Source organism: Microbacterium sp. 10M-3C3 (genome assembly GCF_003931875.1).
Classification (GTDB): domain Bacteria; phylum Actinomycetota; class Actinomycetes; order Actinomycetales; family Microbacteriaceae; genus Microbacterium.
This window is the reverse complement of record NZ_CP034245.1, coordinates 1,787,966-1,814,728: the sequence shown is the minus strand read 5'-3', so window position 1 is coordinate 1,814,728 and position 26,763 is coordinate 1,787,966. Positions and strand designations below refer to the sequence as shown.

The window sequence follows — 26,763 nt, the reverse complement described above, 5'->3', positions numbered from 1 at the left end:
CGATCCGGCGCCGGTACGACGCACTGCCATGATGACCTCATGCCCAGCGCCGTATCCCTGATCCGCTCGCTTCAGCTCGCTCCTGCCGAGTACGCCCACGCGGCGAGCGCAGCGCCGGGGGCGCGGTTAATCTTCCTGGCCGGGGCGTGCCCCGTGGAACCGGACGGAAGGACGTCCGCGCCGGGCGACGTCGGCGCTCAGGCCGCGCGGTGCCTGGCGAATCTCGACATCGCCCTCGACGCCGCGGGGGCGTCTCGCCGTGACGTCGTGCAGGCGCGGGTGCTGGTTGCCTCGTCCGACCGCGCGGACCTTCATCTTGCGTGGAGCGTGGTCCACCACGGGTTCGCGGACCACGAGGTGCCCAGCACGCTGATGGGCGTCACGGTGCTCGGGTACCCCGATCAGCTCGTCGAGATCGAGGCCATCGCCGCCGTCGTCGGCTGAGAGCGCGTCAGGCGGAGGCCTGGGCGACGGCGGGCAGCGCCTCGGGCACCGCGACCGCGAGCGATGCGGCGCCGATGATGCCCGCGTTGTTGCGGTGCACCGCCGGGACGATGGGCGTGTCGAGCTTGAGCAGGTGGAGGAACTCGTCGGCGTGCTTGGACACGCCGCCGCCGACGACGAACAGGTCGGGGGAGAAGAGAAACTGCACGTAGTCGTAGTACCACTGCAGGCGCTTGGCCCACTTCTCCCACGACAGCTCCTCGCGCTCCATGGCGGAGTAGGCCGCGTAGCCCTCGGCGTCGCGCTTGTGACCCGCGCGCTGAAGATGACCGAGCTCGCTGTTGGGGATCAGCACCCCGTCGTAGATCATCGCCGAACCGATGCCGGTGCCCAGGGTCGTGAGGATCACGAGGCCGTCGACACCCTTGGCTGCGCCGTAGCGCACCTCGGCGATGCCGGCCACGTCGGCGTCGTTGGCGAAGTGGATGTCGCGGCCCAGCCCGTCCTCGAAGAACTTCTCCGCTTCGAACCCGATCCACTTGTCCGACACGTTCGCGGCCGACAGGGTGCGCCCGTTCTTCACGATCGCCGGGAAGGCGACGCCCAGGGAGATGTCGGTGTCATCGGCGACCTCGAGCTTGTCGAGCACCTCGCGCACCGCGTTGAGCACGTCCTTCGGCTCGGCCCCGGCGGGCGTCGGCACCTTCATCCGGTCGCTGACGAGCTCACCCGCCTGAAGGTCCACCACGCCGGCTTTGATGCCGGTCCCGCCGATGTCCACCCCGACTGCCCGGGTCGTGCTCGTTGCCATGCGTTCAGCCTAGCGACGGGTCCGTCGTCCATTGGGCGGGCCGCGGAATCAGTAGGATCGAGACAGCGCCGGGACGATCCGGGGCCGCACGCCAGAGCAGGGAGTCACGGTGACCGCGGACAGCGAGAAGTACTGGTACAACCTCACGACCGGCAAGGTCGAGCGGGGGTTCGAATCGCCCGCGATCGATCGCGCCGGCCCCTTCGACACGGAGGAGGAGGCGGCTCGCGCGCCGGAGATCCTGCGCGAGCGCTCGCGCGCGTGGGCCGAGGACGACGCGCGCGAGTCCGGTTGGGGCTCCGCCGGGACCGACGAGTAAGCGCGAGGCGAGGATCAGCATGGACAAGCAGCGGGACTTCGTCCTCCGCACGATCGAGGAGCGCGGCGTCAAGTTCGTGCGTCTGTGGTTCACGGATGTCATCGGCACCCTCAAGTCCGTCGCGATCGCGCCCGCCGAGGTCGAGGGGGCCTTCGCCGAGGGGCTCGGCTTCGACGGCTCCGCGATCGAGGGGCTGACGCGCTCGTACGAGTCCGACCTGCTCGCCCATCCCGATCCGACGACGTTCCAGATCCTGCCGTGGCGCGGCGAGGTCGACCCGACCGCGCGCATGTTCTGCGACATCACGACCCCCGACGGGGCGCCCGCCGTCGCCGACCCCCGTCACGTGCTCAAGCGCACGCTTGCGAAGGCCGCCGACGCCGGGTTCACGTTCTACACGCACCCCGAGATCGAGTTCTACCTGCTGAAGTCGTCGCAGCTCGGCCCCGAGGGTCGTCCGGAGCCGGTCGACTCCGCGGGCTACTTCGACAACGTCCCCGGCGGCACCGCGCACGACTTCCGCCGCCGGTCGGTGCGGATGCTGGAAGACCTCGGCATCTCCGTCGAGTTCAGCCACCACGAGGGCGGCCCTGGTCAGAACGAGATCGACCTCCGGTACGCGGACGCCCTGACGACGGCTGACAACATCATGACCTTCCGGACGGTCATCAAGGAGGTCGCGATCGAGCAGGGCGTGTACGCCACGTTCATGCCGAAGCCCCTCAGCGGCCAGCCCGGCAGCGGCATGCACACGCACATGTCCCTGTTCGAAGGCGACCAGAACGCGTTCTACGAAGAGGGCGCGCAGTACCAGCTCTCGAAGATCGGGCGGCAGTTCATCGCCGGTCTCCTGCGCCACGCGAACGAGATCTCGGCGGTCACGAACCAGTTCGTGAACTCGTACAAGCGCCTGTGGGGCGGCGACGAGGCGCCCAGCTTCATCTGCTGGGGTCACAACAACCGCTCCGCCCTCGTGCGCGTGCCGCTGTACAAGCCGAACAAGGGGCAGTCCTCGCGGGTCGAGTACCGGGCGCTGGACTCCGCCGCGAACCCGTACCTCGCCTACGCCCTCATGCTCGCCGCCGGCCTCAAGGGCATCGAGGAGGGCTACGAGCTGCCGGCCGAGGCCGAGGACAACGTGTGGTCGCTCAGCGACGCCGAGCGCCGCGCACTCGGGTACGCGCCGCTCCCGCAGAGCCTCGACCACGCGCTGGAGTACATGGAGGAGTCGGAGCTCGTCGCCGAGACCCTGGGCGAGCAGGTCTTCAACTACGTGCTGCTCAACAAGCGCCGCGAGTGGCACGAGTACCGCTCACAGGTGACCCGGTTCGAGCTCGAGAGCAATCTCGAGATCCTCTGACGCGGTCCGCCGATGACCTCGGGTGAGCGCTCCTCGGCACTGACCGCCCTCGCGCGCAGCGGCTTCTCTCTGCTGACCGAGGCCGACGCGCTGCTCGGCGAGCTCGGCGAGCTGATCGGCGCGCCGCGCGCCGCGCTCGCCGCCGTGGCGGCGCTGGGCGCCGACCCCGACGAGGCGGTCGCGGCGATCGTGCGCATCGCGCGCCGCGACGCGGCCGCTGTGGCCGCTCTGGCCGATGACAGGGACGGCTGGGCGTCGCTGTGGCGTCTCGTCGGCGCATCCAGCGGCTTCGCGGAATTCTTCCTGCGGCACCCCGACGAGCTCGCGAACCTGCGCGGAGCGGGGAGCGCCCTCCCCGGTCCCGAGGAGATCGCGTCGGAGCTGCTCGCAGCCGTGGGTGCGGACGCGAGCGGATTCGCCGCATCCGGCGCCGACGAGGCGTGGGCGGCGCTGCGCACGCGCTACCGCCGCATGCTCGCCCGTATCGCGGCGTTCGACCTCGGCCACCCCGACGCGGCGCAGGTGATCGACGTCGTGTCCGAGCGACTCGCGGATGCGGCGGGCGCGGCTCTGGAAGCATCCCTCGCTGTCGCGCGCACGCGGCTGGCCGGCCCCGGCCCCGCCACGTTCCCGCGTGAGCAGGTCGCCGCGGCCCGGCTCGCGATCATCGGCATGGGCAAGGCCGGCGCGCGTGAGCTGAACTACGTCAGCGACGTCGACGTGATCTTCGTCGGCGGCTCGCTGGATGACGACGTGGTCGCCGAGGCCCGCGCGATCGACATCGCGACGCGCCTGGCGGTGCAGACGATGCGCGGCATCTCCGGGCCGGAGATCGAGCCGCCGCTGTGGGAGGTCGATCCGAACCTGCGGCCGGAGGGCAAGCAGGGCGCCCTCGTGCGCTCGCTCGGCTCGCACCTGTCCTACTACGACCGCTGGGCGCACGGCTGGGAGTTCCAGGCGCTGCTCAAGGCGCGGCCGCTCGCCGGCGATCCCGCGCTCGGCGCCGAGTACGTCGCGGCCGTGCAGCCCAAGGTGTGGACGAGCGCCGCACGGGAGAACTTCGTCGACAACGTCCAGCGCATGCGCGAGCGGGTCACCGACAACATCCCGACCGACGAGGTGCCGCGCCAGGTGAAGCTCGGGCCGGGCGGCATCCGCGACATCGAATTCACGGTGCAGCTGCTGCAGCTCGTGCACGGCCTGACGGACGACCGCATCCGCCAGCGGGGCACGCTGGAGGCCCTCGACGCGCTCGTCGCCGAGGGGTACATCGGTCGCGCCGACGCGGCGGCGTTCGCGCGCGACTACCGGATGCTGCGCCTGATCGAGCACCGGCTGCAGCTGCGCGGCCTGCGCCGCACCCACCTGATGCCCACGCGTCCGGAGGAGCTGCGGGTGCTCGCCCGTGCGACCGGGCTCGCCGACAGCGGCGAGGGCATTCAGGCGCGCTGGGAGGCGATCAAGCGCGAGGTGCGCGACATCCACGTGCGGCTGTTCTACCGCCCGCTGCTGAGCGCGGTGGCCGGCCTCGGCGAGGAGGAGCGGACGCTGTCGGCCGCGCAGGCGCACGACCGCCTCGCGGCGATCGGCTTCCGCGATCCCGTCGGGGCGCTCCGTCACATCGCCGCCCTGACGACCGGTCTCAGCCGCAAGGCGACGATCCAACGCCACCTCATGCCCATCATGCTGCGGTGGTTCGCCGACGGTGTCGACCCCGACTACGGCCTGCTCGTCTTCCGCCGCATCAGCGAGCGGCTGGGGGAGAGCCCGTGGTTCCTCCGGATGCTGCGCGACTCCTCCGCCGCCGCCGAGAGCCTCACGCACGCGCTGTCGGGCTCGCGGTACATCGGCGAGCTCATGGAGTGGATCCCCGAATCCGCCGCATGGCTGGATGACACCGATCTGCTGCGACCACGCGGCGGTGTCGCGCTGCAGGAGGAGGCCCGGGCGATCCAGACCCGGCATGCGTCGATCGAGGACGCCATGCGGTCGGTGCGCGCGCTCCGCCGGCGCGAGATGCTGCGCACCGCGATGGCGGCCGTGCTCGGCTACCTCACGATCGACGAGCTGGCCGGCGCCCTCACGACGATCACCGAGGTGACGATTCAGGCGACCCTCCGCGCGGTGCGGCGGGAGATCGTGCCGCCCGAGGATGCGGCGCTCGACTTCTCCGTGATCGCGATGGGACGCTTCGGCGGCCGCGAGCTCGGGTTCGGGTCCGACGCCGACGTCATGTACGTCTACCGGCCGAACGGCGTCGATCCGCAGCGCGCCCACGAGCTCGCGCTGCAGATCGTCGCGGGTCTCCGACAGCACTCGGAAGACCACCGGCTGCCGCTCGAGCTCGATGCGGGGCTGCGACCCGAGGGTCGCAACGGTCCCGTCGCGCGCTCGCTCGACGCGTACGCCGAGTACTACCGGCGCTGGTCGCTGTCGTGGGAAGCGCAGGCGCTGCTGCGTGCGCGAGGGATCGCCGGCAGCGTCAAGCTGATCGACGCCTTCACGACGCTCGCCGATGAGGTGCGGTACCCGCAGCAGATCGACCCGCAGGGGCTGCGCGAGATCAAGCGGATCAAGGCGCGCGTCGAGAGCGAGCGGCTCCCGAAGGGCGTCGACCCCGCCCGGCACCTCAAGCTCGGGCCCGGGTCGCTCAGCGACGTGGAGTGGCTCGTGCAGATCCTGCAGCTGCAGCACGCGCATGGCGTGCCCGGCATGCGCACGACGTCGACGCTCGACGCGCTGCACGCCGCACGCGACGCGGGTCTCGTCGACGGTCTGTCGGCGGAGCGATTGGAAGCCGCGTGGCGGCTGGCGAGCCGCGTGCGCTCCGCGGCGACCCTGCTGTCGTGGGCGACCACCGACGTGCTGCCCACCGACCGGGGCAAGCTCGATGGCATCGGACGCATCCTCGAGTACCCGCCGCGCTCGGCCACGCGCGTCGAAGAGGACTACCTCGCCACGACGCGCCGAGCACGGCGGGTGTTCGAGAAGCTGTTCTATGGCTGAGCCGATGCCGGCCCGCGCCGTCATCGCGGGCGCGTCCGGGTTCGTCGGCTCTGAGCTGCACCGCCGATGGGCGGCGCGCGGCGTGCTCGTGCAGACGATCGGACGCGACGGCGATGCGACGTGGCGCGACGCCGCGGGAATGCGCCGCGTCCTCGACGGCGCCGACGTGCTGGTGAACCTCGCGGGCGCGTCGGTCGACCGGCGCTACACCGACCGGGGCCGCGACCTCATCTACCGCTCGCGCATCGAGACCACGCGGATGCTGCGCTCCGCCGTCGCCGCGGCCGAACGGCCGCCGGCGACCTGGCTGAACGCGTCGACCGCGACCATCTACCGTCATGCCACCGATCGGCCGCAGACCGAGACCGCCGGTGAGCTCGGGACGGGCTTCTCCGTCGACGTGGCCCGCGACTGGGAGGCGGAGCTGTTCGCCGACGATCTGCCCGGCCTGCGCCGTGTCGCACTGCGGATGGCGATCGTGCTCGGCGACGGCCCCGCGACCCGCATGCTGCTGCGCCTCGCGCGGTTCGGGCTCGGCGGGCCCCAGCTGGAGGGACCGTGGTTCCCGCACGACCGTTACCGCGGCATCGGACCGCATGCGACGGCCGCGGCGCCGCATCCGCACGACAGCCGTGGCGGCCGGCAGCGATTCAGCTGGATCCACCTCGACGACGCCCTCGGAGCGATCGACTTCCTCGTGGGGCGGGCGGACATCGACGGCGCGGTGAACCTCGCCGCGCCGCATCCGGTCGAGAATCGGGAGCTCATGCGCACCTTGCGTGCGGCCGTGGGCATGCCGATCGCGCTGCCCGCGCCCCGCTGGGTGCTGGGACCGGCGATGTGGGCGCTGCGCACCGAGCCGGAGCTCGTCCTCAAGAGCCGCTGGGTCGTCCCCGAGCGGCTGCAGGCCGCTGGCTTCTCGTTCCGCTACGCCGAGCTCGACGACGCCGTGCGCGCGGTGCTCGGCCGCTGACCGCGCTCGAGATCACCCGCGGCGGGCGCGGGCGGCGACGACGGCACGACGCCGCGCGACGAAGAGGATCCAGTCCTCCGCCTCGTCGAACGACGGGCAGGTTCGCGCCGTCCGCCACACCTCGTCGAAGACCTCGACGAGCAGTCGTTCCGCGGTGACGCCGTGGGCGACCCGCGTGAGAAGGCCGAAGATCCGTCCCGCGAAGAGGTCGTAGAGCTGCGCGAAGCAGGCGCGGTCACCGTCGGCCACACGCCGGAGCAGGTCGCCGCAGCCCTCGTCGGGCACGGCCGCCGACGGAGGCGGGGGAGCGGTGAGCGTCACGTGTGCATCGTCGCAGGACAAGCCGCAGAAGACGCCGTCTTGTTTTCCCAGCCGACCTGGGTTAGCGCGCCGGCCCGGGACACGACGGGAGCCCGCCGGCCGGATGGCTGACGGGCTCCCGATGCGGTGATCCGTGGATCAGACCCCGAAGTACAGCTCGGCTTGAGGATCTGAGAACCGGAGGGGGTTCCGCAGGCTCACACTTCCCTGCAAACACAGGGAAGTGCAATGGTGAGCATGGGTGGGGTCGCTGCTGCGGCTGTCCGAGAACCCGTCCGTTTACTCGATTCTTGGCCGTCCTACGGGGTTCGCTGGAGGTCGACGGGTGGTGCCGCCTACCTCATTGGTATGAGCGACGCCCGCCCCCGCCTCTGGACTCCGCAGGAGCTTGCGGAGTACACGGGCATCCCGATCAGGACGCTCGCTGACTGGCGGACAGAGCGTGCGCGCAGCCGAGGTCTCGGGTTGCCGTTCGTCGCGCTCTCGTCGCACAACGTTCGCTACCGCGATGAGGATGTCGAGGCGTTCATCACGGGGCGGATCGTGGCCCCGACGGAAAGTGCGGGCGACTGATGGCTCGGCCGAAGCGCGCGCTCGGCGAACTTGGCAAGGTGACCTACACCGTTGAGCCGAACGGCCTGGTCATCGCGCGAGCGCGGGTCTATGACGGCAACGGGCAAGAGCGTCGTCCCAGCGGCAGCGGAGCGACCGAGGCTGAGGCTCTGACCGCGTTGCAGGAAGCGGCTGATGTCGCCGTCGGTCGAGTCCTGGCGCGACGAACACAGCTCATGACCGTCGCTGAGCTGGCGACGACGTGGCTGAAGACGGCGTACCACGACGACGATCCGCGGGTGCTGCGCCAGCGCCGCGAGCAGACCGTCGATGGCTACGCCTCGGTGGTGCGCGCGCATGTCATCCCGCGCGCTGGGGCCATCCCCATCGCCGACATCACTGCCGACCGTGCTGATGGGCTGCTTATGGACATCGCACGGGAGAAGTCGGTGACGACCGCGAACAAGGTTCGGAACGTGATGTCGCTCATGTTCGACTGGGCGATCCAGCAGGGGCATTTCTCGGCTGCCGGGTCGATCCAGAACACACGGTACGGGGCGGTCGTCGTGGCGAACCCGATCCGTGCGACCAGACGAGCGGACGAGCCGGACACGGTGTACTTCGAACTCGACGCGGTGCAGGTCAAGTACATCCTCCACCTCATCCGCGAGGTGTGGCCCGAGCGGCACCGGAAGCGGTATCCGGTGGGTCGACGGCCTAACTACAAGCTGCTCGCCGACTACATCCTCATCACGCTCGGCACCTCCGAGCGGACAGCGGAACCGATTGCGATCCGGTTCCAGGACGTGCGGTTCGAGGCGGTGGAACAACCGGATGGAAGCCTCACGATGGAGGCGCTCGTCTGGGTCGGCGGGACGATGGTGCGCACCAAGTCCCGCGGCCTGTTCCGTCAGGACTCACCCAAGGCGGAGCGGCAGAAGCGTTGGGTTCGCGTTCCGAAGTTCGCGGCGAAGGTACTGAGCGAATTCGTGGCGAGCCACGTTCCCGACTCCGAGCGGAATCCAGACGACGTGCTGTTCACGACCGAGCGCGGCCGTCCGCGCGACCCCAGCGCAGTCGGCGAGTTGCTCAGGATGTTCCGCCGCGAGTTCGAGCCGGAACTGTTGGCTATTGGGGTCGACGCCGAGCATCTCACCTTCCGCAGTCTCCGCAAGGCCGTCGCTGCCGCGGTATCGGACACGGCTGGCGTCGAGGTCGCACGCGACCTGCTCGGGCACAGCAGTACCGACATCACGGAAGGGCACTACGCGAAGCGTCCCGACCTCATCGTCGAGGTCGCGGCTGACGCGCTCGACGAGGCGTTCGCGGGCATCGACGCATGAACTGTAAGGCTCAAGAAGGGGATGCCATATGAACACTTGTATTGTCCAGAGTGTGCAGGTGGAGGTAGGATGGGGTCATGACCATGACGAGCTTGACGATCAACCCGGAGGATGTGCGCTCCAGCGCCGGGGCGCGCCCGGCTTGGCTGGAGCAGGTCGCCGCGTATGTGCAGCAGGCGGCAGCCGATGGGGAGACGGTGACGCTGACGGCCAAGCGCCGCATGATGACCCCCGAGCAGGTCGCCAACGCGATGGGCGTGTCTCGTCCCACCATCTCGCGGAAGATCAAGGCGGGGGAGATTCGCGCGGTCAAGGTCGGCAATCGCAATCGCATCCCCTACGAGGAGTTCGAGCGGTACTGGCGCAAGACGATGGGCGACCTCGTGGAGCTGACGCGCGATGAACTCCGTGACGACCTCTTCGGCGATCAGTGAGCTGACGCGCGTTCTCCTGGACGCGAACATCATCGCTAAGCCCGTCACTCGGACTCTGCTGGTCGTCGGCGGGGTGCCGAGCGGCTTCCGCGCCTTCTGGAGCCGGGCTGCCGAGCGGGAGGCCCAGGTGCACATGCGCCCGAGGGCGTTGCCGCCGTCGAGTGTCCGGGAGCGATTCGACGTCTTGCTCGGGCCGACCGGCACGGGTGCGGAACGCTTCGGAGGGACGAAGGGCGCGGATCGGCAGATCCTTGCCGATGCTGCGGCCGCGGGCGCGCGGTTCCTGATCACCGAGGATGTGGACGACTACGGGCTGGACGATCTTGCTAGCGTCGGCATCTCGGCGGTGAACCCCGATCTGTTCCTCGCCGCGCGGCTCACCCGCGATGCCTACTCGACGGTGATCGACCTGTTCGTCGAGCGTCAGCTCAACCCGCCGACCACGCCCGCGCAATTCCACGCCTCCATCGCCAAGAACCATCCGCGCCTGTTCGCCGCACACGCGGACCTCTACGACATCGCGCCCGAGCAAGGAATCCACGGCGAACCGGAGGTGATCTTTCGCGGTGCGCGCTGCCTGCGCTGCGAGCAGATCATCGCCGACCCCGCCACGATCATCGACGGGCTCGGCCCGGAGTGTCGCTGAGCTACAGCCGCGGGGCGTTGCCCGGCGGCGCGGCCGGGGGCGGCGCGGGGACGAATGGGGCCGCGGGCTCACGCCCCGCACCCTCCCGCGACCCGAGGTTCGGTTCGTAGGCGCGCACGGCTTCGATAGTCAGCTCGACGGGCTCGGACTCTGGCGCGGCGGGCTCGGGTGCGGGTTCGTCCTGCATCGCGGCGAGCTGGGACTCGACGCGGGCGAGGTCTTCCTCGGCGTCGGCGAGGGCCTGGGCGTGGCGGAAGGGCTGGCCCAGGCGCTGCTGGGTGTCAGCGACGGTCTGCTCGGCTTCTGCCAGGTCTTCGCGGGCCTGGTCGAGGAGGGAGGGGATGCCGCTGACGCGGTTCTCGATGCGCTGCACGAGTCCGAGCCCGGCCTCTAGGAACGACTCCTTCGGCATCGTGAATCCCGAGCGGGACACCTCGGGCAGGGAGACGGTCACATCGAGGGTGGTGAGCCCGGAGCGGGCCTCGACGTGGATGTCGAAGCCGGAGATGCGGCCGATGATCCCGAAGTCCTTGTGCCCGTACCGGGGCAGCCACTTCAGCCCGGAGTCGCCCATCCACGCGGCCAGGGCGTGCGCGGCGTCGGAGCGGGAGTCGTAGTCGCGCGTGCCGAGCGTGATGCGGAACCTGTCGCCGCTCGTGTCGATCATCCGTGGGGCGGCGGCTTCCAGCCCGCGAATGTCCGCGGCGGCGCGCTCGGCGGACGACCGGGCGCGATTGCCGGTGTGGACGAGCATGTCCTCGTTGCGCTCGTGCGCGCGCTGGAGGCGGCGGAGCCGGTTCACCTCGTTGAGGATGACGGAGTGCTCCAGCAGGAGCGGATTGCCGGAGGCGATGGCCTTGGCCTCTGCTGCGGAGAGCGCGGAGGTGTCGATCTCCTCGATCTCTCGGGCGTTGATCTTGCCGCGCAGGAGCTGCGCGAACGACGCGGCCTTCCGCTCGACCGTCTGCCACATGTAGGAGTCGAAGGAACGCTCGGTGACGTAGCGGACGATCGCCACTTCCTCGTTCTGGTTGCCCTGCCGCATGATGCGCCCGTCGCGCTGCGCGATGTCGGAGGGCCGCCACGGGCAGTCCAGATGGTGCAGCGCGATGGCGCGGGCCTGGACGTTCGTGCCGACGCCCATCTTCTCCGTCGAGCCGATGAGCACGGCGACGTGGCCGGCGCGGGCCGCGGCGAACAGGCGGGCCTTCTCCACGTCGGTCTTCGCCTCGTGCATGTACCTGACCTGCTCGGCGGGGATGCCGCGCTGCACGAGCTGCTGCCGCAGCTCGTCGTAGGCGTTCCACCTGTCCTGGTTCGGGGTGCCGATATCGGAGAACACGAGCTGGAGCGACCCGCGCACCGTGGAGGGCTGCCCGGTCACCGTGTCGAGGTACTCGTTGTCTCGGGTGCGCTCCCAGATGCGGTGGATCGCGTCGGCGGCGACGTCGACCTTGCTCGGCCCGGACGGGTCGCGGGGGACGACCATGCGGATGTCGAGCGCGGCCTTGCGTCCGTCGGTGGCGATCAGGAGCATGTTGTCCTCGTCGGGCCGCACCTGGCGGGTGGCGACCTTCTCGGCGCGCTCGGCGAGGGAGGCGACGTACTGCTCCAGCTCGACGGTCGGCTGCACCGGCACGGTGGAGGGCGCGCGGCTGCCGTCGTCGCGCTGCACGAGCGCGGGCACGGGCAGGTCGAGGTCGTCGGCGGTCTTCACGTCGGCGAACACCGACCACATCCGAAGCAGCTCCTGCCCGTTCTGGAACCGGGCGAAGCGGGTCTTCATTCGGAAGGTACTGCCGGTCGGCGAGATCTCCATCTGCGTGACCAGCTCGCCGAACGTCGCCGCCCACGCATCGAACGCGCCAACACCCGCCGACTCCAGCACGTCGGGCCGCAGGTATCGCTGCATGACATAGGTCTCGGTGATCGAGTTCGAGATGGGCGTCGCGGTAGCCGCGGTCACAACCCGCTCGCGTCCTGCCGAGCGAAGGTATTCGAGCTTCATATGCAGGTCGCTCGCGCGATCCGAGCCCTCGATGGCAGCGTCGCGGATGTTCGACTCCGTGGCGAGGTTCTTGTACATGTGCATCTCATCGACGATGACGTAGTCGATGCCCGTGTCTTCGAAGCAGACCCCGCGGTCGCGGTCGGTATCGGTGCGCTCCTTCAGCTTGTTCTCCATCGCCAGGAGCTTGCGCTGGATGCGCTTGACGCTCATCCGCTGCTCGCCGGTCGCCTCGCCCAGCACTTGCCGCACGTCCTCCACCTGCCCTCGGATGTACTGCTCCTGGGTCGAGGCGCGCAGCGGAATCTTGGCGAACGCGCCCTGGGTGACGATGATCGCGTCCCACTCGTTCGCGGCGGCGCGGGCAACGAACAGCCGCCGCTTGTCTGCCGTGAGGTCGAGGCTCGACGCCGCGAGCACGCGGGCGCGCGGGTAGATCTGGAGCCACTCGCGCCCGAACTGCTCCAGCATGTGATTCGGCACGACCACGACGGGCTTGCTGATGAGCCCCATCCGGCGCATCTCCATTGCGCCCATAATCATCTCCGCGGTCTTGCCCGCGCCGACTTCGTGGAACAGGCCCGCGGCGGGCTCGGACACCATGCGCGCGACAGCGGCCCGCTGGTGCGTGCGCGGCTCGAAGTTCGACGCCAGGCCGGGCAACGACAAATACGCCCCGGCATCCGTGTAGTCGCGGAGCACGATGGAGTTGAAGCGTTGGTTGTACTCGTCCACGAGTGCTTGTGCGCGGGCTGGATCTTCCCACACCCACTCGCTGAACCGCTCCTGGAGGGCGTCGGCTTTCTCCTGCGCTGCGGCGGTCTCGACGGGGTTGAGCACGCGACGCACCTTGCCGTCGATGTCCTTCTCCTCGTCGTAGACGAGCATCGTCCGCTGCTCCATGACGGCCTGGGCGATGTCCGGCGCGGGGCGGCGAGGCGTGCCCCACTCCGAGGTGGAGGGCAGCCCCTGCCGACCGCCGCGAATCTCCCACATGCCTGGCAGCGGGTTCTCCACGCGAACGTCGGGCGCGCGCAGGGTGCTCCGCAGGAACTGCTCGTGCACGTCGGCGCTGATCCAGACCGCGCCGAGCTTCGCGTGGATGTCCTGGATGCCCAGCGGCGCGGGCAACACCTCAGCGAGCGCATCGACGTTGACCTGGAACTCCGGGTCGTCCTCGGCGCGGAGCCGTGCCGCTTCGAGCTTGACCCGCACGTCGCCCGACAGATACTCCGGCGCGTGGATGAGCTGGTTCGTGACCGGATCGGCGAACACGAGCGTTCCCAGCGCCTCGCGCGCCTCGCGGTCGTTCATGCCGAGCAGGTCGGCGACGAGAGTGATATCGATGCGGCCAGTGCGGTCGAGGCTGACCGCGATGGCGTCGGCCGGGCTGTCGACACCCTGCACCTCGGCGCGCGGCACCACCACGCGGTGACTCATGATCGCGGCAGGCGACGCGGACTGATCCTCGTCGTCGAACTGTTCCAGCGCGAGCACCAGGGGACCGAACGGGTCGGAGCGCAGAAGCCGGATCGGGGTCGGCACGATGCGCGCGAAGGTCTCCTCGCCGTCCTCGTTCGTGCGCCCGGTGGGGCGCAGCGTGTAGCGGTTCAGCGCCCCGTAGGTGCCGACATACTTCAGGTAGTCACGGCGCAGCGTCGTGCGGGTGAGCACGATGTCAGGCGTGTCGTCCACGCTCGCAGCTTCCGCGGTCAGCAGGCGAGATGCCCCGTCGCGCAGACGCAGCAGGGCGCGTAGCTCGCGCTCGGCGGACTTCGGCACCGCAAGCGGCTCCAGCGAGCCGGAGACAACGGTGCGGAAGCCGCCGCTTTCGCCCGCCACGATGCTGCCGTCCCACAGCTCCGGCGCCGACGGGGTGAACGCCGCCCGGCGCGCCTGCTGCTCGGCGGTGCGCTCGGTCATCGTCAGCCCGGCCCGGCGCGCGGAGAACACGATCTGGTCGACGGCGACCGCGAGTTCCGCCTCCAAGTCGGCCAGATCGGTCGTGATGGTGAGCGTGGCCGCGTCGTACATCCCGTGGCCGACGCCGACCTCCCCGAGCATCTGCTCCGGGTGCTCATCGAAGTAGCGGTTGATTCGCATCGGCACGCCGTCGATGGGCACCTGCGCAACCGTCTCCCAGGCGTCGTCGCGCATCTGCTCGCCGTCCGGTCGCCGCCGGAACACGAGCAGGTCGGTCACCACCTCCGTCCCCGCGGCTCGGCGGTGCGCCCCGGTGGGCAGGCGGATTGCGCCCACGAGGTCGGCCAGCTCGTTCATCTCCCGCCGCGCGCCGGGGTTCTGCGCGTCCATCGTGAAGTGCGAGGTGAGAACCGCGACGAGTCCGCCGGGCCGGGTCAGGCGCAGCGATTTGATGATGAAGTGGTTGTGCATCGACTGCCGGGTCGCGTTGTGCAGCGGGTCGTGCAGGGTGACGCTGCTGAACGGCACGTTGCCGATGGCGGCGTCGAAGTGTCCTTCAGGCAGTCGGGTGTCGGCGAAGGACTCGGCGCGGACGGTCGCGTGCGGGTACAGCTCGGCGCAGATCGCCGCCGTCAGCGGATCGAGTTCCACTCCGGTCATCTGTGCCGACTCCGGCGCGAGGCCGATGAACGTGCCCGCCCCGGAGCCGGGCTCCAGGACCGCGCCTCCGCTGAACCCCAGGCCGTCCAGCAGTCGCCACACCTGCCGGGCGATCGTCGGGTCGGTGTAATGCGCGTTGATGGTCGTCCGCTCCGCGGCCTCCCACTCGTCGTCGCTCAGCAGCTCGCGCAGCTCGGCGCGCTCGGCATCCCAATCGGGCTTCAGGTCATCGAACACCTCGGGGATCGCGCCCCAGCTCGACCAGCGGGCGAGCACGCGCTGACCTTCCGGGGACACGGGGCGACCCGTCGAGTTCAGATCGTGGATGAGCTGGATCGCCTCCACGTTCGCCCGATAGCGCGCTTTCGCGCCTGACGGCCCGAGGTCGTCCTGCGAGGCAGGGACGAAACGGGGCGCTACCGCAGCTCGCGGAAGAAGCGGATCGTCGCCGCCTCGGCGAGCGTCGCCTGGTTCGCCCGCATGTACTCCCGCGGGGGCTCCGTCGCCACGAGCTCCAGCAGGAACTCGACGCTGAGCGCCCACTTCTTCGCCAGTTCCTCCAGTTCCACGGAGGAGGGCATCGAATCCGGGCAGTCCTGCATCCGCTCCGCCCAGAGGATCAGGTTCTCGTCGGAGGGCCGGGTCTGCTCCCATTCCTCCCGCGCCTGATCCAGCGGCAGGCTCGGGTCGGTGATCCACGCCAGTTGTGACATCACGACCTCCTCCGCCTGCTTCCGGGCTGCTGTCAGCCGGGCGACCTTCTGCAAGAAAGTCTCCCCCTGCCGGTCGCTCCCCGCCAGCATTGACGCGAGGTTCGTCACCTGCGTCTGCATCTCCAGGCCCATCGCCTCGAAGAATGCCGCCGGATCGGTCAGCTCCGCCACTCGGCTCGGGGCCGTCGCCTGCCAGTGGGACAGCGCCATCTGCCCGTACTTGTTCATCGCCTCCCCCAGCCTCCCGAGTTGCGGTGAGCGCGGCGTCGGCCGCGGGCTCGTCGAGCCCCCACAGATCGAACTCCAGTTGCCCCGGCCAGGGCTTCCGGGATCGCTGCCGCGCCATTCGCAGTCACCGTCCGCGCCCTATTGCTCCGCCGCGAGGCGGGCGTAGAACTCGTCCTCGATGGCCTGCCTGCGTGCCACGTCCTCCTTGACGAACTGCGTGAAGTCGGCGTCCCGGTTGGGGATGATCGTCTCCGTGACCGGGGGCAGGTCGTCTTCGCCCGGCCAGACAGCCTGCCGCGTCGGGCGATCCGTGTTGAGCTTCGTCCCGCACGCCGTCACCGCGTCCCGGAGCTGCGGGATGAAAGCCCAGAAGTCTCGCCACCAGCCGAAGGGTGCCGAGCCGTGCTGCTTCTTGTCGTAGGCATTCAGGTAGTGCTGGCGCAGCGCCGACAGCGGCCACACCAGCTCCGGGTGCCGGTGCCAGTATGGCGGCACGACATTCACGCTCAGCCCGAACTCGTGGCGCAGCCAGTTCACGAAGGCGTTCAGCTCCAGCCACTCGACCTGTGCTTCGGCCGCGGTCAGGATGTTCCAGTTCACGGGACGCGGCGGCTCGGGCGCATCCTCCGTCTCGGCGTCTGGCTCCTTGGCCGGCCTCGGCGAAGGTGTCACCGGCTCCGGCTCCGGTTCTTCGAGCGGGGGCACGTCGAAGTCGGGATCGTCCGGCGGGAACAGCGTCGTCTCGGTGGTCATGACGCGGCCTCACAGCGTCATCGGTCGGGGCGACGGCTGCTGCGGGAGGGTCGGGTCGGGCGCTTCGATGGGCGCGCTCTCGACCTGCTGCGACCGCGACCGGCCACGGTCGACGGCGTAACTCGTGCGGGCGGCGTCGGGGCCGATGTGCGTGGCGATGAACTCCTCGCCGCTGACCGTCTCACCATTCTTCGTGTAGCTGAACTTCTGGACGTGGCCGCTGGCGACGAAGTTGTCGCCGCGCGCGAACTTCTCGTAAGCGTGCTCCGCGCTACGCCGGAACATCTTGAACGGGTAGAACTTCGTCTCGCCCTGGGTGAACGAGCCGTCTGGGTTGCGCTCGAACTGCTCCTGACCGATCCAGGCGAACATCCGCGCCTCACCGTCCTCGTTGAAGGACAACTGCGGGTCGCTGGCGAAGAAGCCCCACAGGGATTCTTTGGTTCGCATCGGGATGCTCCTAACTTCTCCTGCCGAGAGAGGACTGCTACCCGATAGGTGCGCAGGCTCGACCGTCCGCGCCCCCGACTACTGTGATGGCATGGCTGAGATCCGGGGCAAGTACGTCTACGACGACGACTTCACACCGGGGCGCAAGAACGACGGGGGGCTCAGTCAGAACCTCTACAACGACGAAGGTCGAGTCGAGACCCATGCGACTTTCATCCCCGACGATGAGTACGAATACGAGCCGGACTCCGAGCCGCAGGGGTTGAGCGACGAGGATCGCCGCCGTGCTGAGGAACTCGGCGTGCTCCTGGGAGCGGCGCTGGTTGCGATTGCGATCGCGGCAGCTCCTCATGTGAAGCGATGGTGGCTGGATACGGCGTGGCCAGGACTCAAGAAGCTCGTTGCCCGAAAGCCGAAGGTCGTACCTGCCCGCGACGAGTCTGCGGCGCTCGCGCTTACCGCGCTGTCGAAGGCTGAACCCGCCGACATCTCGACCGCAATCGAACTCGCCATCGACGACACCCGCATCGGGATGAGCAGCGAGGAGGCACAGCAGCGCCTGTTGGCGATGCTCGCGGCGTCAGCGTTCATCGCGGAGCAGCGGCGAATCCTCTCCAACGTGCGACTTGACGATCAAGCGGAGCTGCCCGAGCTGCACCGAGCCCTGGAGCAACTTTCATCGCCCGAAGTCATCGAGAACATGAACCGGATGCTGGAGGCGAACCCCACCCTCCTGGACGAGCGTGCCTCGGCCGAGTTCATGCGCATGTTCGGGGGCGGTGGCGTTCTCGACGGTGAGTATGTGCCGCTGCGCAGCCAGACAGTGAGGGACGCACTCCATCTCACGGAAGGCCGCAGGTTCCCCGACGAAGACGGGCAGGGCGACCTCGTTCCCGCCTGACCCGCTACTCCGCGGGAAGCGCGAGCGCGCCGCCCGCAGCGGTGCCCGGCTGCATGATCGCCTCGACCTCGGCGCGCTGGGCGAGCAGCGTTTCGGCATCCGGCCGATGGAGCCAGTAACGCATGGACGTGATGATCGGCGGCGCAGAGCGCAGCAGCACGAGTGAAGTGCCCTGGGGCAGGGTGCGGATGTCTTCGACCTTCATGATCGGGACGCGGCGGATCGAGCGTTGATTCGAGCGCAAGCCGCGCTCGCCGACGGTCACGGAGTCTGTCGTCTCGTCGCGTTCGCCGATCAGTGTGGAGATGTCCTGGAGGTGCCGTGTGTCCGTCCCGCCGCCGAGCACGATCTTGGTGATGCTCGCATCCCACATCGCGGTCGCGGCGTCGTCGCCCCAACGACCTCGCGCCTGGGCGAGCGACTGGAACACGGGCATCACCGTGAGCCCGGTGCCGCCGCCCTCTGCCATGAGGACCGGGAGCGAAGGCAGAGGCGCGAGGTTCCCGATCTCGTCGAGTGCGAGCAGCACGGGCGGGTCGAGCCGCGCGCCCGGCGAGCGCGCGGCGATGCGCCGGGCCGTCTCCACGAGATCTTCGATGAACGCCGCGACGAGCGACGAGGACGCTCCGGCTCCGGCTCCTGTCGCAAGCAGGTAAAGCGTGCCGGAGTCGCGCAGGAACGCCTCGGGGTCGAATTGCTCGTCCTCGCTAGGACTGACCGCTTCCAACACCCGCGGGTCGGCGAGGGAGGCGAGAGAGAGCGAGACGCCCTGCCAGATGGAGTCTCGCGTGCGCGGGTCGGATTGCAGCATCCCGTCGAGCGACTCGGCCCATCCGGTCGCAGCCTGGGGGTGCGAGGCGAGAATGGAGACGGCATCCGCGGCAGCCGCGGGGTCGAGCGTCCAGCGGAACAGCTCGGCGGGCTGCCGATGGTCGAGGGCTGCGGCGTGCAGAAGCGCCTGAAGCGCCGTGCGCGTCTTGCCCTCCCAGAATCCACCGTTCTCGACGGAGGGGCCGGAGAGGCCGGTTCCCGCGGCGAGACCTGTGCCGCGGATCATCGCAGTCAGGGGCACCTCGCACCCGCGAATCGGCGACCATCGCAGACCCGCAGGCACGCCCTCGGCGAGATGCTGGGGATCGAACACGGAGACCGGGCCGCGACGCGCCTGGCGAGCGCGGAGCGTCGCCGTGAGGTTGTCCGGCCGGGTCGAGGTCGTGATGACCGCACCGGGCGCGTCGAGGATGGAGTTGATGACGATGTTCGCACCCTTCCCGGATCTCGGCGGGCCGATGAGCAGGATCGAGTCCTCCACGGATGTCCACACGCCCTTGCCGCGCGAGGTGCCAAGGAGGTAGCCGACCTGCTCGGGCTTCGGGTCCGTGAGCGAGGGGCGCAGCGTCTTCGCGCGACGCAGAAGGTCGCGTTCGGATGCGGCGCGCTGCACGTCGCGCGCATCGGCGATTCCCTCGATCCGGTTCGGGTCGGCCTTGGTCCGCTTGCCCAGCTCGCGCACCCATCGCCAGATGAACCACGCCGCGGTGCCGATGGCGGCGAGCAGGAGTGCGACGGTGATCCAGTAGGCGACGGGGCTGAGCGACGCGGAGCCGAGTACCGAGCCGGGGTCGTCGGCGCGGAAGACCACTCCGACTCCCGCTTCGAGACCCGCCGCGGGCTGGGGCGCGCCCGTGACGAACGCAGCGATGCTCCCGGCCAAGCGCAGCGCACCGGCCAGCAGCAACGCACCGATGAGCGCGCCGAGGGCGAGGTTCGTCAGCTCGTCGCCGAACGCCCCGGCTCGCGGTGACGAACTGGTCATGCCGGGTGCCCGACGATGCAGGTGCCGGATACGCGGCCGAGCAGGATGACCTCGTGCGTGGGGCTGAGGTCGAGCAGACCCGTCTCAATCAACGCCCGAGCTGCACCTTCGCGGCCTGCTCCGGTGTGCCGCACGATGACCGCGACGGCAACATCCTCGCCCGGCACGAAGCCCTCGGCGTTCTGGAGTGCGAGCGGGTGCAGCGGCGCAGCATCGTCGGGTGCAAGGTCGTCGTGCTCGACGGAGGCCGGCGGCAGCTCAGCTGGGGACTGGTCGAGGGATGCAGGGTGCAGTGGAGCGGTCACGATGTCCGTGTAGACGGTGCCGTCGAGTTCGTGCACCACGACGCGGACGGGGGAGCGGCGCTGCTCGATCACTTCGCTGATGATCTGCGCGAACGAGTGCCGCTGCCACGGCGGAGCGAACGTCGGTGGGCCGAACGGCTCTCCGTCGACCGCGACGCGCAGCGTCGCGTTCGCCTGCACGGTCATCGTCACGACCGGCAGCACGGGCGGCACGTTGGCTGAGTCCTCCTGCTCGGCGCTCGCTGAGCGAGCGCGGCGTCGCCGCGAAAGGGTGATGGACATTTCACGCTCCTCTGGCCTTCTGACCTGTCTCGTACATCGCAAGTTCGGCAGGGTGGAGCTGGTGCTGGACGACGAACGAGCGGTTCTTGATCCTCCAGAGCCCCTGCCCGGTGCCGAGACCGGGGAGCAGCCCTTGCTCGGTTCCGGTGAGCCCCAGGGCCTGGGCGGTCGCGCCGAGCTGATCGCTCTCCTGCCGGTAGATCACCCTCGTCTCCGCGTTGGCGAGCAGCGACGAGGCGAGCGCACGCATCGCCGAGCCCTGGTCGCCTACGTTGTCGAGGTCGCTGAGCTTGTGGAAAATGAGCAGGTTGGCGATGCCGTAGTGCCGCGCGAGCCGCCACTGTGCGTCCATCCGGCGCAGCAGCGCCGGATGCGACATGAGCCGCCACGCCTCGTCGTAAACGACCCACCTCGGGCCGCCCGCCGGGTCGAGCAGCGCCGATTCCATCCACGCCGACGAACACGTCATGAGCACGGAGATGAGCGTCGAGTTCTCCGCCACCCGCGACAGGTCTAGCGACACCATCGGCAGCGACGGGTCGAAGCGCACGGTGCTCGGGCCGTCGAACAATCCCGCCAAGTCACCGGCCACGAGTCTCCGCAGCGCGTGTCCGACGAGTCGGCCGTCCTCGGCGAGCCTGCCGTCGTCGTTCTCGGCGTTCGGAGCGAGGATGCGGTCGACCACCATCGGAAGGATCGGCACCTCGGCCGAGCGCACCGCATCGGCGAGCGCGATGTCGACGGCTGTGTGCTCCAGTGGGGTGAGGCCGCGGTCGAGGACGGTCTCGGCGAGTGCGCCGATCAGGTCGCGTCGTCGGGAGGTGACCTGGCTCTGCCACTCGGCATCGCTGAGGCCCGAAGGCCGGTGCCCCTCATCGAGGGGATTCAGCCGCGTAGACATCCCGTGCCCCAGCATGATCGCCCGGCCGCCGACCGCCTCAGCGACGGCCGTGTGCTCGCCTTTCGGATCGCCGGGGACGTACACCCTCCGACCGAATGGGATTGACCGTGTATACAGACTCTTGGCGAGCGAGGACTTGCCGGAGCCGACAATCCCCGCGAGCACGATGTTCGGTGCAGTGATGATGCCCTGCGCGTAGAGCACCCACGGGTCGTAGACGAACGACGCCCCGCTGTAGAGATCCTGGCCGACGAACACGCCAGCGGAGCCGAGCCCGCCTTCGGCGAGGAACGGATACGCCCCTGCCAGCGTCGCGCTTGTGTCCTGGTGGCGCGGCAGCCGGAAACGGCCGGGCGTGCGGAGTGCTGCGGGCCGCGTCTCGCCGGACGGTGGCAGGTAGGTCGTCGCCCGCCTTGCCTCGCGTTCCGCCTCCCATGTTGCCCGCGCCCGCTCCTGCTGAGCCTTGCGGTCGGCGGTCTCGATCTTGCTCGCCGCTCGCCGTCGCGCCTTCCGCGCGGCGCGGCGCTCGCCTGCCGGGTCGAGCAGGACCGTGGTGTGCAGGCGCTCGCGGTCGCCGGGGCTCATAGTGATAGTCCTCGCCGGGAGCTGACCGGGAGTGCCTCGAACGGGTCGCGGGAGAACGGGTCCAACTCAGGTCGATTGGCGACAGGTGCCGGGTGCCACGCGATGTAGCTCGAATGCTGCGACGCCTGATCGACGGCGGTCTCGGCTGACTGGACGAGTTCTGCGGCCCTGCGCAGTGCATTGGCGGCGGCCCAAGCCTCGTCGACCCCGGCCTCGTGGTCGCCGTTGTCGAGGAACGCCTTGTCTTGGTGCAGGACATGCGCCGCCGCGACCTGCTCCAGCACTTGCTCCAGGGAGCGCAGCGTCCCTAATAGCTCGCCGACCACCTGATAGGTGTCCTCGGGGTCGGCGAAGGCCCGGCTCGCATGAGCGAGCGCCCGCACCGCCTGGCGGGTCTCCGTGGCGTCCTGCACGGGGTTGCTGAAGGTTGGCATGGCTACTCCTTCCGGGGTCGAGGGCTGGGTGCGTCACACGTCCCGACAGAGCGGGATCGCGGCGACGGCGAACGCGGTGGCCTGCTGGCCGACGAGTCTGCGCGTTTCGCAGGACGCCTGGACCGCGGCTTGCTCGATGGCGGCGACGGCGGCATCCAGCTCATCGACCGTGGGCGCGGAGACGGAGATGAGGCCGGTGTAGCGGAGCACGCCGTGCCCCGCGGTGAGGTCGGACTCCTGCTGGAGCACGTCCTGGTACTCAGCCGTGCGCGAGGCGTCCTCGACCTGCCCGATCTTCGCACGTTGGGTTGCGTCGGAGAGCAGGCCGACCTTCTTCTTCCGCAGGTCGCGGGCCGCGATGTCGGCGCGAACTGGCGTGCAGATGAGCGAGAACGACCGCTGCACGCCGGAGGTGAGCAGCAGCGGGGCGAGGAATCCGGGGAACACCTGCGAGCGCGGCCACTCGGAGAGCCAAAGCACGGTGTGGTGCGCGGAGTCGGTGCGCACGCGATCCCAGCTCTCGGTCACCGCGACCGGCCCCGCGGTGGCGAGGGAACGCCCGATGTCGGCGTGCCGCTCCAGCGCGGGCGCGGCAGCCGGGTCGTAGGCGGAGCGCAGGATGACAGCGACTTCGCCGGGCGCGAGCCAGCCGGTCGTGGCGAGGTCCGCAGCTCGCAGCGCCGTGACGAGCGTGGTCATCTCCTGACGCAGCACGGCGGCAGCTCCACGGATGCCGCCGCCCGCTGAGCGGATCTGTCGTCCCGAGGCGTTCATATCGAGCGCAATCGAGATGGTCGTCGCATGGCGCTCGCCGGTCGGCCCAGCACGCTCGATCAGCTCCCGGTAGGTGGTCGCAGGCCAGGAATCGTCGTCGGTGCCGTGCCTGGCCCACCATTCGGCGAGCCCCGTGCCTGAGTCCGGCAGCGTCCGCTCGCAGACCTGGAGCCGGGCGATCCGGCCTGAGCGGCACGCGGTAGCGAGCACCCGACCCCAGCCGTTGATCCGCCGCTCCTGCTCGCCCGGATCGAGCAGCACGAACGCCGGGTGCGTCACCCCCAGCACCGCGGTCAGAGTCTGAGCGTGGGGGTCGTGCACCATCGCCGCGCCCGTCTCGGGATCGACCCATTCGCGCAGCGCGGTCGCATCGCCGGGGAGCGCGAGCGTGCCGACGGGACGCGGCTTGATGACACGGCGGCGGAAGATCAACTGCCCAGCGGTGCTCCGCCACATCCAGCGCGACACGATCGGCAGCCAGTCCACGAGCTTGCGCCCGCCCACGGGGACGACCGCGAGCAGCAGACAGCTGAGCCAGATCGGAGATGTCCAGACCAGCCCCATGCCACCGCCCGTGTAGATCGTGGCGACGACCGTGACCACGCCGATGCCCAGCACGATCAACTGTGAGATCGACAGTCCGAGCAGGATGCCACGATGCGCGAGTCGGGAGAACTGCACGGGGGAGAGCTGCTGCTCGGGAGCCGGAGGGTGCGGGGTGGCCATGTTCTACCCCCTCCTCGGTGCCACGGGTATCGGCGGCGTTGATGTCTCTGCGTGCCCGGCTGCTGCGCCGCCGACCGCGGCACCGACTTTCGGGCCAGTCGTCGCTGCGGCTTTGACAACCTGCGCCCCGACGACGGCTGCTGCCGCAGGCCCGGCCGCTGCTGCCCCGGCACCTGCCGCGCCCCCCGACGCCGCCGCCCCGCCACCGGAAGCGGCCGCCCCGCCACCTGCGCCCGCAGCGCCGCCTGCTGCGCCACTTGCAGCGGGAGCTGTGCTCGGCGCGGGAGGAGTCCCGCCTCTCGCGCCGCTTTGCCCTCCGAGGACGGACTTTGCCGCGTTCGGCTGAGCCTTGACCGGCAGCGGGACGGGTCGGTTGAGGGCCGACTTCGCTTCCTGCTCGCTCGACATCGCGTGGTACATGTCGAAGCCCACGAACGAGATGAACTTGTAGGTCAGGTATGGCGCGAACGCGGCGATGAACATCAGCACGACGCCCGAGATTGGGTCGCTGATCGAGGCGAGGTCGAGGTCGATGGGCGCGCTGATCTGCCCAATGGCGACGAGGAACACGACGACGATGACGAGCTTCGAGAAGATGAGCGCCACGACGAACGCCGCCCAGCGTCCGAACCAACCCTTCGCGGCATCCCAGGTGAACCCGGCGAGTGCGATGGGCGCGAAGACAATGGCGACCAACAGCAGCGCCTTACGGATGAGCAGCGTGAACCACACGATGCCCGCACCCGCGATGCCGAGCCCGGCAAGGAAGATCGTGATGATCGCACCGACGCCGGGCGAGGCGATGTTGATCGTCGTCAGCCCAGCGGCGAGCAGGGCCATGCGGTCGCCGATGCCCTCCATCGTGTTGCCCGTCGCCTGCACGATGCCGATGGTGAGCTGATCGGTGACCTCCAACAGGGTTGCGGTGAGGGTGATGGCGACGAACGATCCGAGCACCGACTTGGCGAGTCCCACGCCCGCGCGCGACAGTGCCATCGGATCTCGATGCACGAGCCCGGTGATGAGCTGGAGGCAGAAGAAGACGAGCATGACGAAGATCGCCACCCCGAACAGCACGTTGTAGACCGAGACGTACTGGCTTCCGGTCACGTCGACGAGCGTGGTCGAGTCGAACACCGTCCACACGCTCTCGAACAGCCAGGCGGCGGCCTGCCCCATTGCCTGCGCAAGCCAGTCGAACGGCGCGGAGATGAGCGACGCGGTTCCCTCACCCACGGCATCGCACACTGACGCAATGACGGGCACATCACAAACACTCATCGGCTCAGCCATCTCAACTCGGTCGTGGTGCTAGACCGACTGGCCGACGTTCCAGAAGAAGTTGACCAGGGTGACGGATGCCCCGCAGATGATGGCCGCGCCGCACGAGACGAGCACGCCGACCTTGCCACGGCTGGCGAGGTGCGGATTCGAGCTGTTCGCCCCGTAGCCCCAGACCACGGCCGAGATGATGAGGGCGAGGACGGCGAGGATGAGCCCCACCGTCATGGCCGCGCCGACGATGACGCGGAGCTGCTCGATGCCGGGCAACCCGTCGGTATTGGGGTCGATGTCGATCACTGTGTGCTCCTTCAGCAGGCGAGGGACGCCTTTACCCGGTAGGTGCGCACGCTGTTCCGGTTGGACTGGCGTCAGATGCTCGCGCCGACGCCGAGCAGGAAGTTGACCCAGGTGACGCCGAGGCCGGCGAGTGCGGCAGCTCCGACGGAGACGAGGAATCCGGTGCGCGCGCGGACAGCCGAAGTGATGTTGCCGTTCGCCGACGAGATCGCCCACACTGCGGCGCAGATGACGAGCATGAGCACGGCGAGGATGAGCACGATGGTCAGCAGCGCGCCAACGATGGCGCGCAGTTCTGCCTGACCGCCGACGGCTCCGAAGTCGGGGAATATGTCCATGTCATGCGGCCATCTGTGCTGAGCAGAGCGCCGCGGTGCTTGCGGCATCGAGGTTCTGAACTCCGTGGGCGGCAAGCCACGGCTCGGCATCGACCGCCGCTGCGTTCGACCCGCCTGGCCGGATCTCGAAATGCAGATGGGCTCCGGTCGACCTGCCCGCCGAACCGACGTTGCCGATGTGCTGCCCGGCAACGACGCGATCCCCGACGCTGACGAGGACGCCGCTCTGCCACATGTGGGCGTAGGCGGAGGCGATGCGCTGTCCATTGATGGTGTGCTCGATGATGATGAGGTTGCCGTAGCCACCCGACGGCCCGGCGAAGCTGACCACGCCATCGGCGAGCGCGAGGATAGGCGTGCCGTCGTCGGCAGCCCGGTCCGTTCCTGAGTGGAACGCTCGCTCACCGGTGAAGGGGTCTTCGCGCCACCCGAAGTCGCTGCTGTTCACCCACGTCCCGCTCGGGAGTGGGAAGACGATGGCAGTCGTCTCGGGTACGTTGCCGATCGGCGTACCGCCCGGCGTGGTTTCGGCGCGGCGCGTGAGTGCAGCGAGGATCGCCTCGGCGACCGGCTGGTAGTTCTGGTAGCGGTCGGGATATGCCGAGACCTCGACCGCTTGCGCTGCCTCGCCAGGGTCGAGGTGCTGCCAGTCGGGTATGTCTAGCAGGCCGCGCGGTGATGGGTAGTTCGGCCCGCTCGAACCTCCGTAGAAGGCGCGCGATTGGTAGGTCGCGTTCATCAGCTCCGCGACGGTGCCCCATCCTGCGCTCGGCCGCATCTGGAATATGCCAAGAGAGTCGTGATCGCTGCCCTCTCCGTCGTTCGGGAAATCGCTCGACTCTGGAATCGCCGCCGAGTTTGCAAGCATCCGTAGCCGCGACTCGGTGAGTGCGGCCATGAGCGCGATGACGATGCCAGCGCGACCAACACCCTCGGTCTGCGCGCCGACCGTGATGATGGTGGCTGCATGGGTTAGCTGCTCATGGTTGAGGGTCACGGTCTCGCCCGCGTGCGTCGTGGCTGTGAGCGACTCCGGGATCGGCCCGACAACGAGCGAGCTTGACGAGAGACATGCGGCGAATACCGCGGGCGACACGAGCAGACCCACGCCGACCAGGCTCATGGGGAGCATTGCGACGAGGGTGGCGATGGCCACAACGAACTTCTTCATGCGGG

The 26,763-nt window shown here is 69.4% G+C and carries 25 protein-coding genes; 10 read left to right on the top strand and 15 right to left on the bottom strand.

Annotated features, from left to right (window positions below; all coding sequences use genetic code 11):
• The first annotated feature begins 39 nt into the window (after positions 1 to 39).
• Positions 40 to 444, top strand: a complete 405-nt coding sequence (locus tag EI169_RS08665; RefSeq protein WP_125131966.1) for a Rid family hydrolase — start codon at positions 40 to 42, stop codon at positions 442 to 444.
• Between the two features lie 7 nt (positions 445 to 451).
• Here EI169_RS08665 and EI169_RS08660 read toward each other — a convergent pair whose 3' ends face one another.
• Positions 452 to 1,255: a polyphosphate--glucose phosphotransferase gene (locus tag EI169_RS08660; protein WP_125131965.1), complete on the bottom strand. Its 804-nt coding sequence runs from the start codon at positions 1,253 to 1,255 to the stop codon at positions 452 to 454.
• Positions 1,256 to 1,364: 109 nt separating this feature from the next.
• On the opposite strand from EI169_RS08660, the gene EI169_RS08655 reads away from it, so the two are divergent.
• Genes EI169_RS08655 through EI169_RS08640 form a run of 4 tightly spaced genes read left to right on the top strand, consistent with a single transcriptional unit; the run spans position 1,365 to position 6,913 of the window.
• Complete coding sequence (locus EI169_RS08655; protein WP_125131964.1) at positions 1,365 to 1,574, top strand: SPOR domain-containing protein; 210 nt, start codon at positions 1,365 to 1,367, stop codon at positions 1,572 to 1,574.
• A 19-nt stretch (positions 1,575 to 1,593) separates the two neighbouring features.
• Complete coding sequence (gene glnA / locus EI169_RS08650) at positions 1,594 to 2,934, top strand: type I glutamate--ammonia ligase (RefSeq protein WP_125131963.1); 1,341 nt, start codon at positions 1,594 to 1,596, stop codon at positions 2,932 to 2,934.
• A gap of 12 nt (positions 2,935 to 2,946) precedes the next feature.
• Positions 2,947 to 5,940, top strand: a complete 2,994-nt coding sequence (locus EI169_RS08645; protein WP_125131962.1) for a bifunctional [glutamine synthetase] adenylyltransferase/[glutamine synthetase]-adenylyl-L-tyrosine phosphorylase — start codon at positions 2,947 to 2,949, stop codon at positions 5,938 to 5,940.
• Positions 5,933 to 6,913: a DUF1731 domain-containing protein gene (locus tag EI169_RS08640; RefSeq protein WP_125131961.1), complete on the top strand. Its 981-nt coding sequence runs from the start codon at positions 5,933 to 5,935 to the stop codon at positions 6,911 to 6,913. The genes EI169_RS08645 and EI169_RS08640 overlap by 8 nt, the downstream gene beginning before the upstream one ends.
• A gap of 12 nt (positions 6,914 to 6,925) precedes the next feature.
• Here EI169_RS08640 and EI169_RS08635 read toward each other — a convergent pair whose 3' ends face one another.
• Positions 6,926 to 7,234, bottom strand: coding sequence for a hypothetical protein (locus EI169_RS08635; RefSeq protein ID WP_125131960.1), 309 nt, complete (start codon positions 7,232 to 7,234; stop codon positions 6,926 to 6,928).
• Positions 7,235 to 7,582: 348 nt separating this feature from the next.
• Between EI169_RS08635 and EI169_RS08630 the strand changes: the two genes are divergently transcribed.
• The 4 genes from EI169_RS08630 to EI169_RS08615 all read left to right on the top strand — a co-directional run bounded on the left by EI169_RS08630 (position 7,583) and on the right by EI169_RS08615 (position 10,209).
• Positions 7,583 to 7,807 carry a DNA-binding protein gene (locus EI169_RS08630; protein WP_125131959.1) on the top strand — a complete coding sequence of 75 codons (225 nt, stop codon included), beginning with the start codon at positions 7,583 to 7,585 and terminating at the stop codon, positions 7,805 to 7,807.
• Positions 7,807 to 9,129 (top strand): tyrosine-type recombinase/integrase, encoded by a 1,323-nt coding sequence (locus tag EI169_RS08625; protein ID WP_125131958.1) that lies wholly within the window; start codon positions 7,807 to 7,809, stop codon positions 9,127 to 9,129. Before EI169_RS08630 ends, EI169_RS08625 begins: the two co-directional genes overlap by 1 nt.
• Before the next feature lie 77 nt (positions 9,130 to 9,206).
• Positions 9,207 to 9,563 carry a helix-turn-helix domain-containing protein gene (locus EI169_RS08620; RefSeq protein ID WP_125131957.1) on the top strand — a complete coding sequence of 119 codons (357 nt, stop codon included), beginning with the start codon at positions 9,207 to 9,209 and terminating at the stop codon, positions 9,561 to 9,563.
• On the top strand, positions 9,529 to 10,209 hold the full coding sequence (locus EI169_RS08615; protein ID WP_125131956.1) for a hypothetical protein: 681 nt from the start codon (positions 9,529 to 9,531) through the stop codon (positions 10,207 to 10,209). Before EI169_RS08620 ends, EI169_RS08615 begins: the two co-directional genes overlap by 35 nt.
• A 1-nt stretch (position 10,210) precedes the next feature.
• Here the strand turns inward: EI169_RS08615 and EI169_RS08610 are convergent, their stop codons facing one another.
• The 4 genes from EI169_RS08610 to EI169_RS08595 form a co-directional block, all read right to left on the bottom strand.
• Positions 10,211 to 15,145, bottom strand: a complete 4,935-nt coding sequence (locus EI169_RS08610; protein ID WP_205783766.1) for an SNF2-related protein — start codon at positions 15,143 to 15,145, stop codon at positions 10,211 to 10,213.
• A 71-nt stretch (positions 15,146 to 15,216) separates the two neighbouring features.
• Positions 15,217 to 15,741, bottom strand: a complete 525-nt coding sequence (locus tag EI169_RS08605) for a hypothetical protein (protein WP_125131955.1) — start codon at positions 15,739 to 15,741, stop codon at positions 15,217 to 15,219.
• A 138-nt stretch (positions 15,742 to 15,879) separates the two neighbouring features.
• Positions 15,880 to 16,494 (bottom strand): DUF4913 domain-containing protein, encoded by a 615-nt coding sequence (locus EI169_RS08600; protein ID WP_240640376.1) that lies wholly within the window; start codon positions 16,492 to 16,494, stop codon positions 15,880 to 15,882.
• Positions 16,495 to 16,503: 9 nt separating this feature from the next.
• A complete protein-coding gene (locus tag EI169_RS08595; RefSeq protein ID WP_240640375.1) occupies positions 16,504 to 16,944 on the bottom strand; it encodes a single-stranded DNA-binding protein in 441 nt (146 codons plus the stop codon).
• 91 nt (positions 16,945 to 17,035) lie between these two features.
• Between EI169_RS08595 and EI169_RS08590 the strand changes: the two genes are divergently transcribed.
• Positions 17,036 to 17,845, top strand: a complete 810-nt coding sequence (locus tag EI169_RS08590; RefSeq protein WP_125131954.1) for a hypothetical protein — start codon at positions 17,036 to 17,038, stop codon at positions 17,843 to 17,845.
• A 4-nt stretch (positions 17,846 to 17,849) separates the two neighbouring features.
• Here the strand turns inward: EI169_RS08590 and EI169_RS08585 are convergent, their stop codons facing one another.
• From EI169_RS08585 to EI169_RS08545, 9 genes are all read right to left on the bottom strand, one after another.
• Positions 17,850 to 19,661, bottom strand: a complete 1,812-nt coding sequence (locus EI169_RS08585) for a type IV secretory system conjugative DNA transfer family protein (RefSeq protein WP_125131953.1) — start codon at positions 19,659 to 19,661, stop codon at positions 17,850 to 17,852.
• A complete protein-coding gene (locus EI169_RS08580; protein WP_240640374.1) occupies positions 19,658 to 20,248 on the bottom strand; it encodes a hypothetical protein in 591 nt (196 codons plus the stop codon). Before EI169_RS08580 ends, EI169_RS08585 begins: the two co-directional genes overlap by 4 nt.
• 1 nt (position 20,249) lies before the next feature.
• The gene (locus tag EI169_RS08575) at positions 20,250 to 21,734 is read right to left on the bottom strand and encodes an ATP-binding protein (RefSeq protein WP_125131952.1); all 1,485 of its coding nucleotides are present in this window, start codon (positions 21,732 to 21,734) and stop codon (positions 20,250 to 20,252) included.
• Positions 21,731 to 22,168 carry a hypothetical protein gene (locus tag EI169_RS08570; RefSeq protein WP_125131951.1) on the bottom strand — a complete coding sequence of 146 codons (438 nt, stop codon included), beginning with the start codon at positions 22,166 to 22,168 and terminating at the stop codon, positions 21,731 to 21,733. The genes EI169_RS08575 and EI169_RS08570 overlap by 4 nt, the downstream gene beginning before the upstream one ends.
• Before the next feature lie 33 nt (positions 22,169 to 22,201).
• Positions 22,202 to 23,668, bottom strand: a complete 1,467-nt coding sequence (locus EI169_RS08565) for an SCO6880 family protein (RefSeq protein WP_125131950.1) — start codon at positions 23,666 to 23,668, stop codon at positions 22,202 to 22,204.
• Between the two features lie 3 nt (positions 23,669 to 23,671).
• Positions 23,672 to 24,949, bottom strand: coding sequence for a conjugal transfer protein TrbL (locus EI169_RS16690; protein ID WP_205783947.1), 1,278 nt, complete (start codon positions 24,947 to 24,949; stop codon positions 23,672 to 23,674).
• Between the two features lie 30 nt (positions 24,950 to 24,979).
• Entirely contained in the window at positions 24,980 to 25,249 is a 270-nt protein-coding gene (locus EI169_RS08555) for a DUF6112 family protein (protein ID WP_045246597.1), read from the bottom strand.
• 71 nt (positions 25,250 to 25,320) lie between these two features.
• The gene (locus EI169_RS08550; protein WP_125131949.1) at positions 25,321 to 25,587 is read right to left on the bottom strand and encodes a DUF6112 family protein; all 267 of its coding nucleotides are present in this window, start codon (positions 25,585 to 25,587) and stop codon (positions 25,321 to 25,323) included.
• Between the two features lies 1 nt (position 25,588).
• On the bottom strand, positions 25,589 to 26,758 hold the full coding sequence (locus EI169_RS08545; protein ID WP_125131948.1) for a M23 family metallopeptidase: 1,170 nt from the start codon (positions 26,756 to 26,758) through the stop codon (positions 25,589 to 25,591).
• Positions 26,759 to 26,763 lie beyond the last annotated feature (5 nt).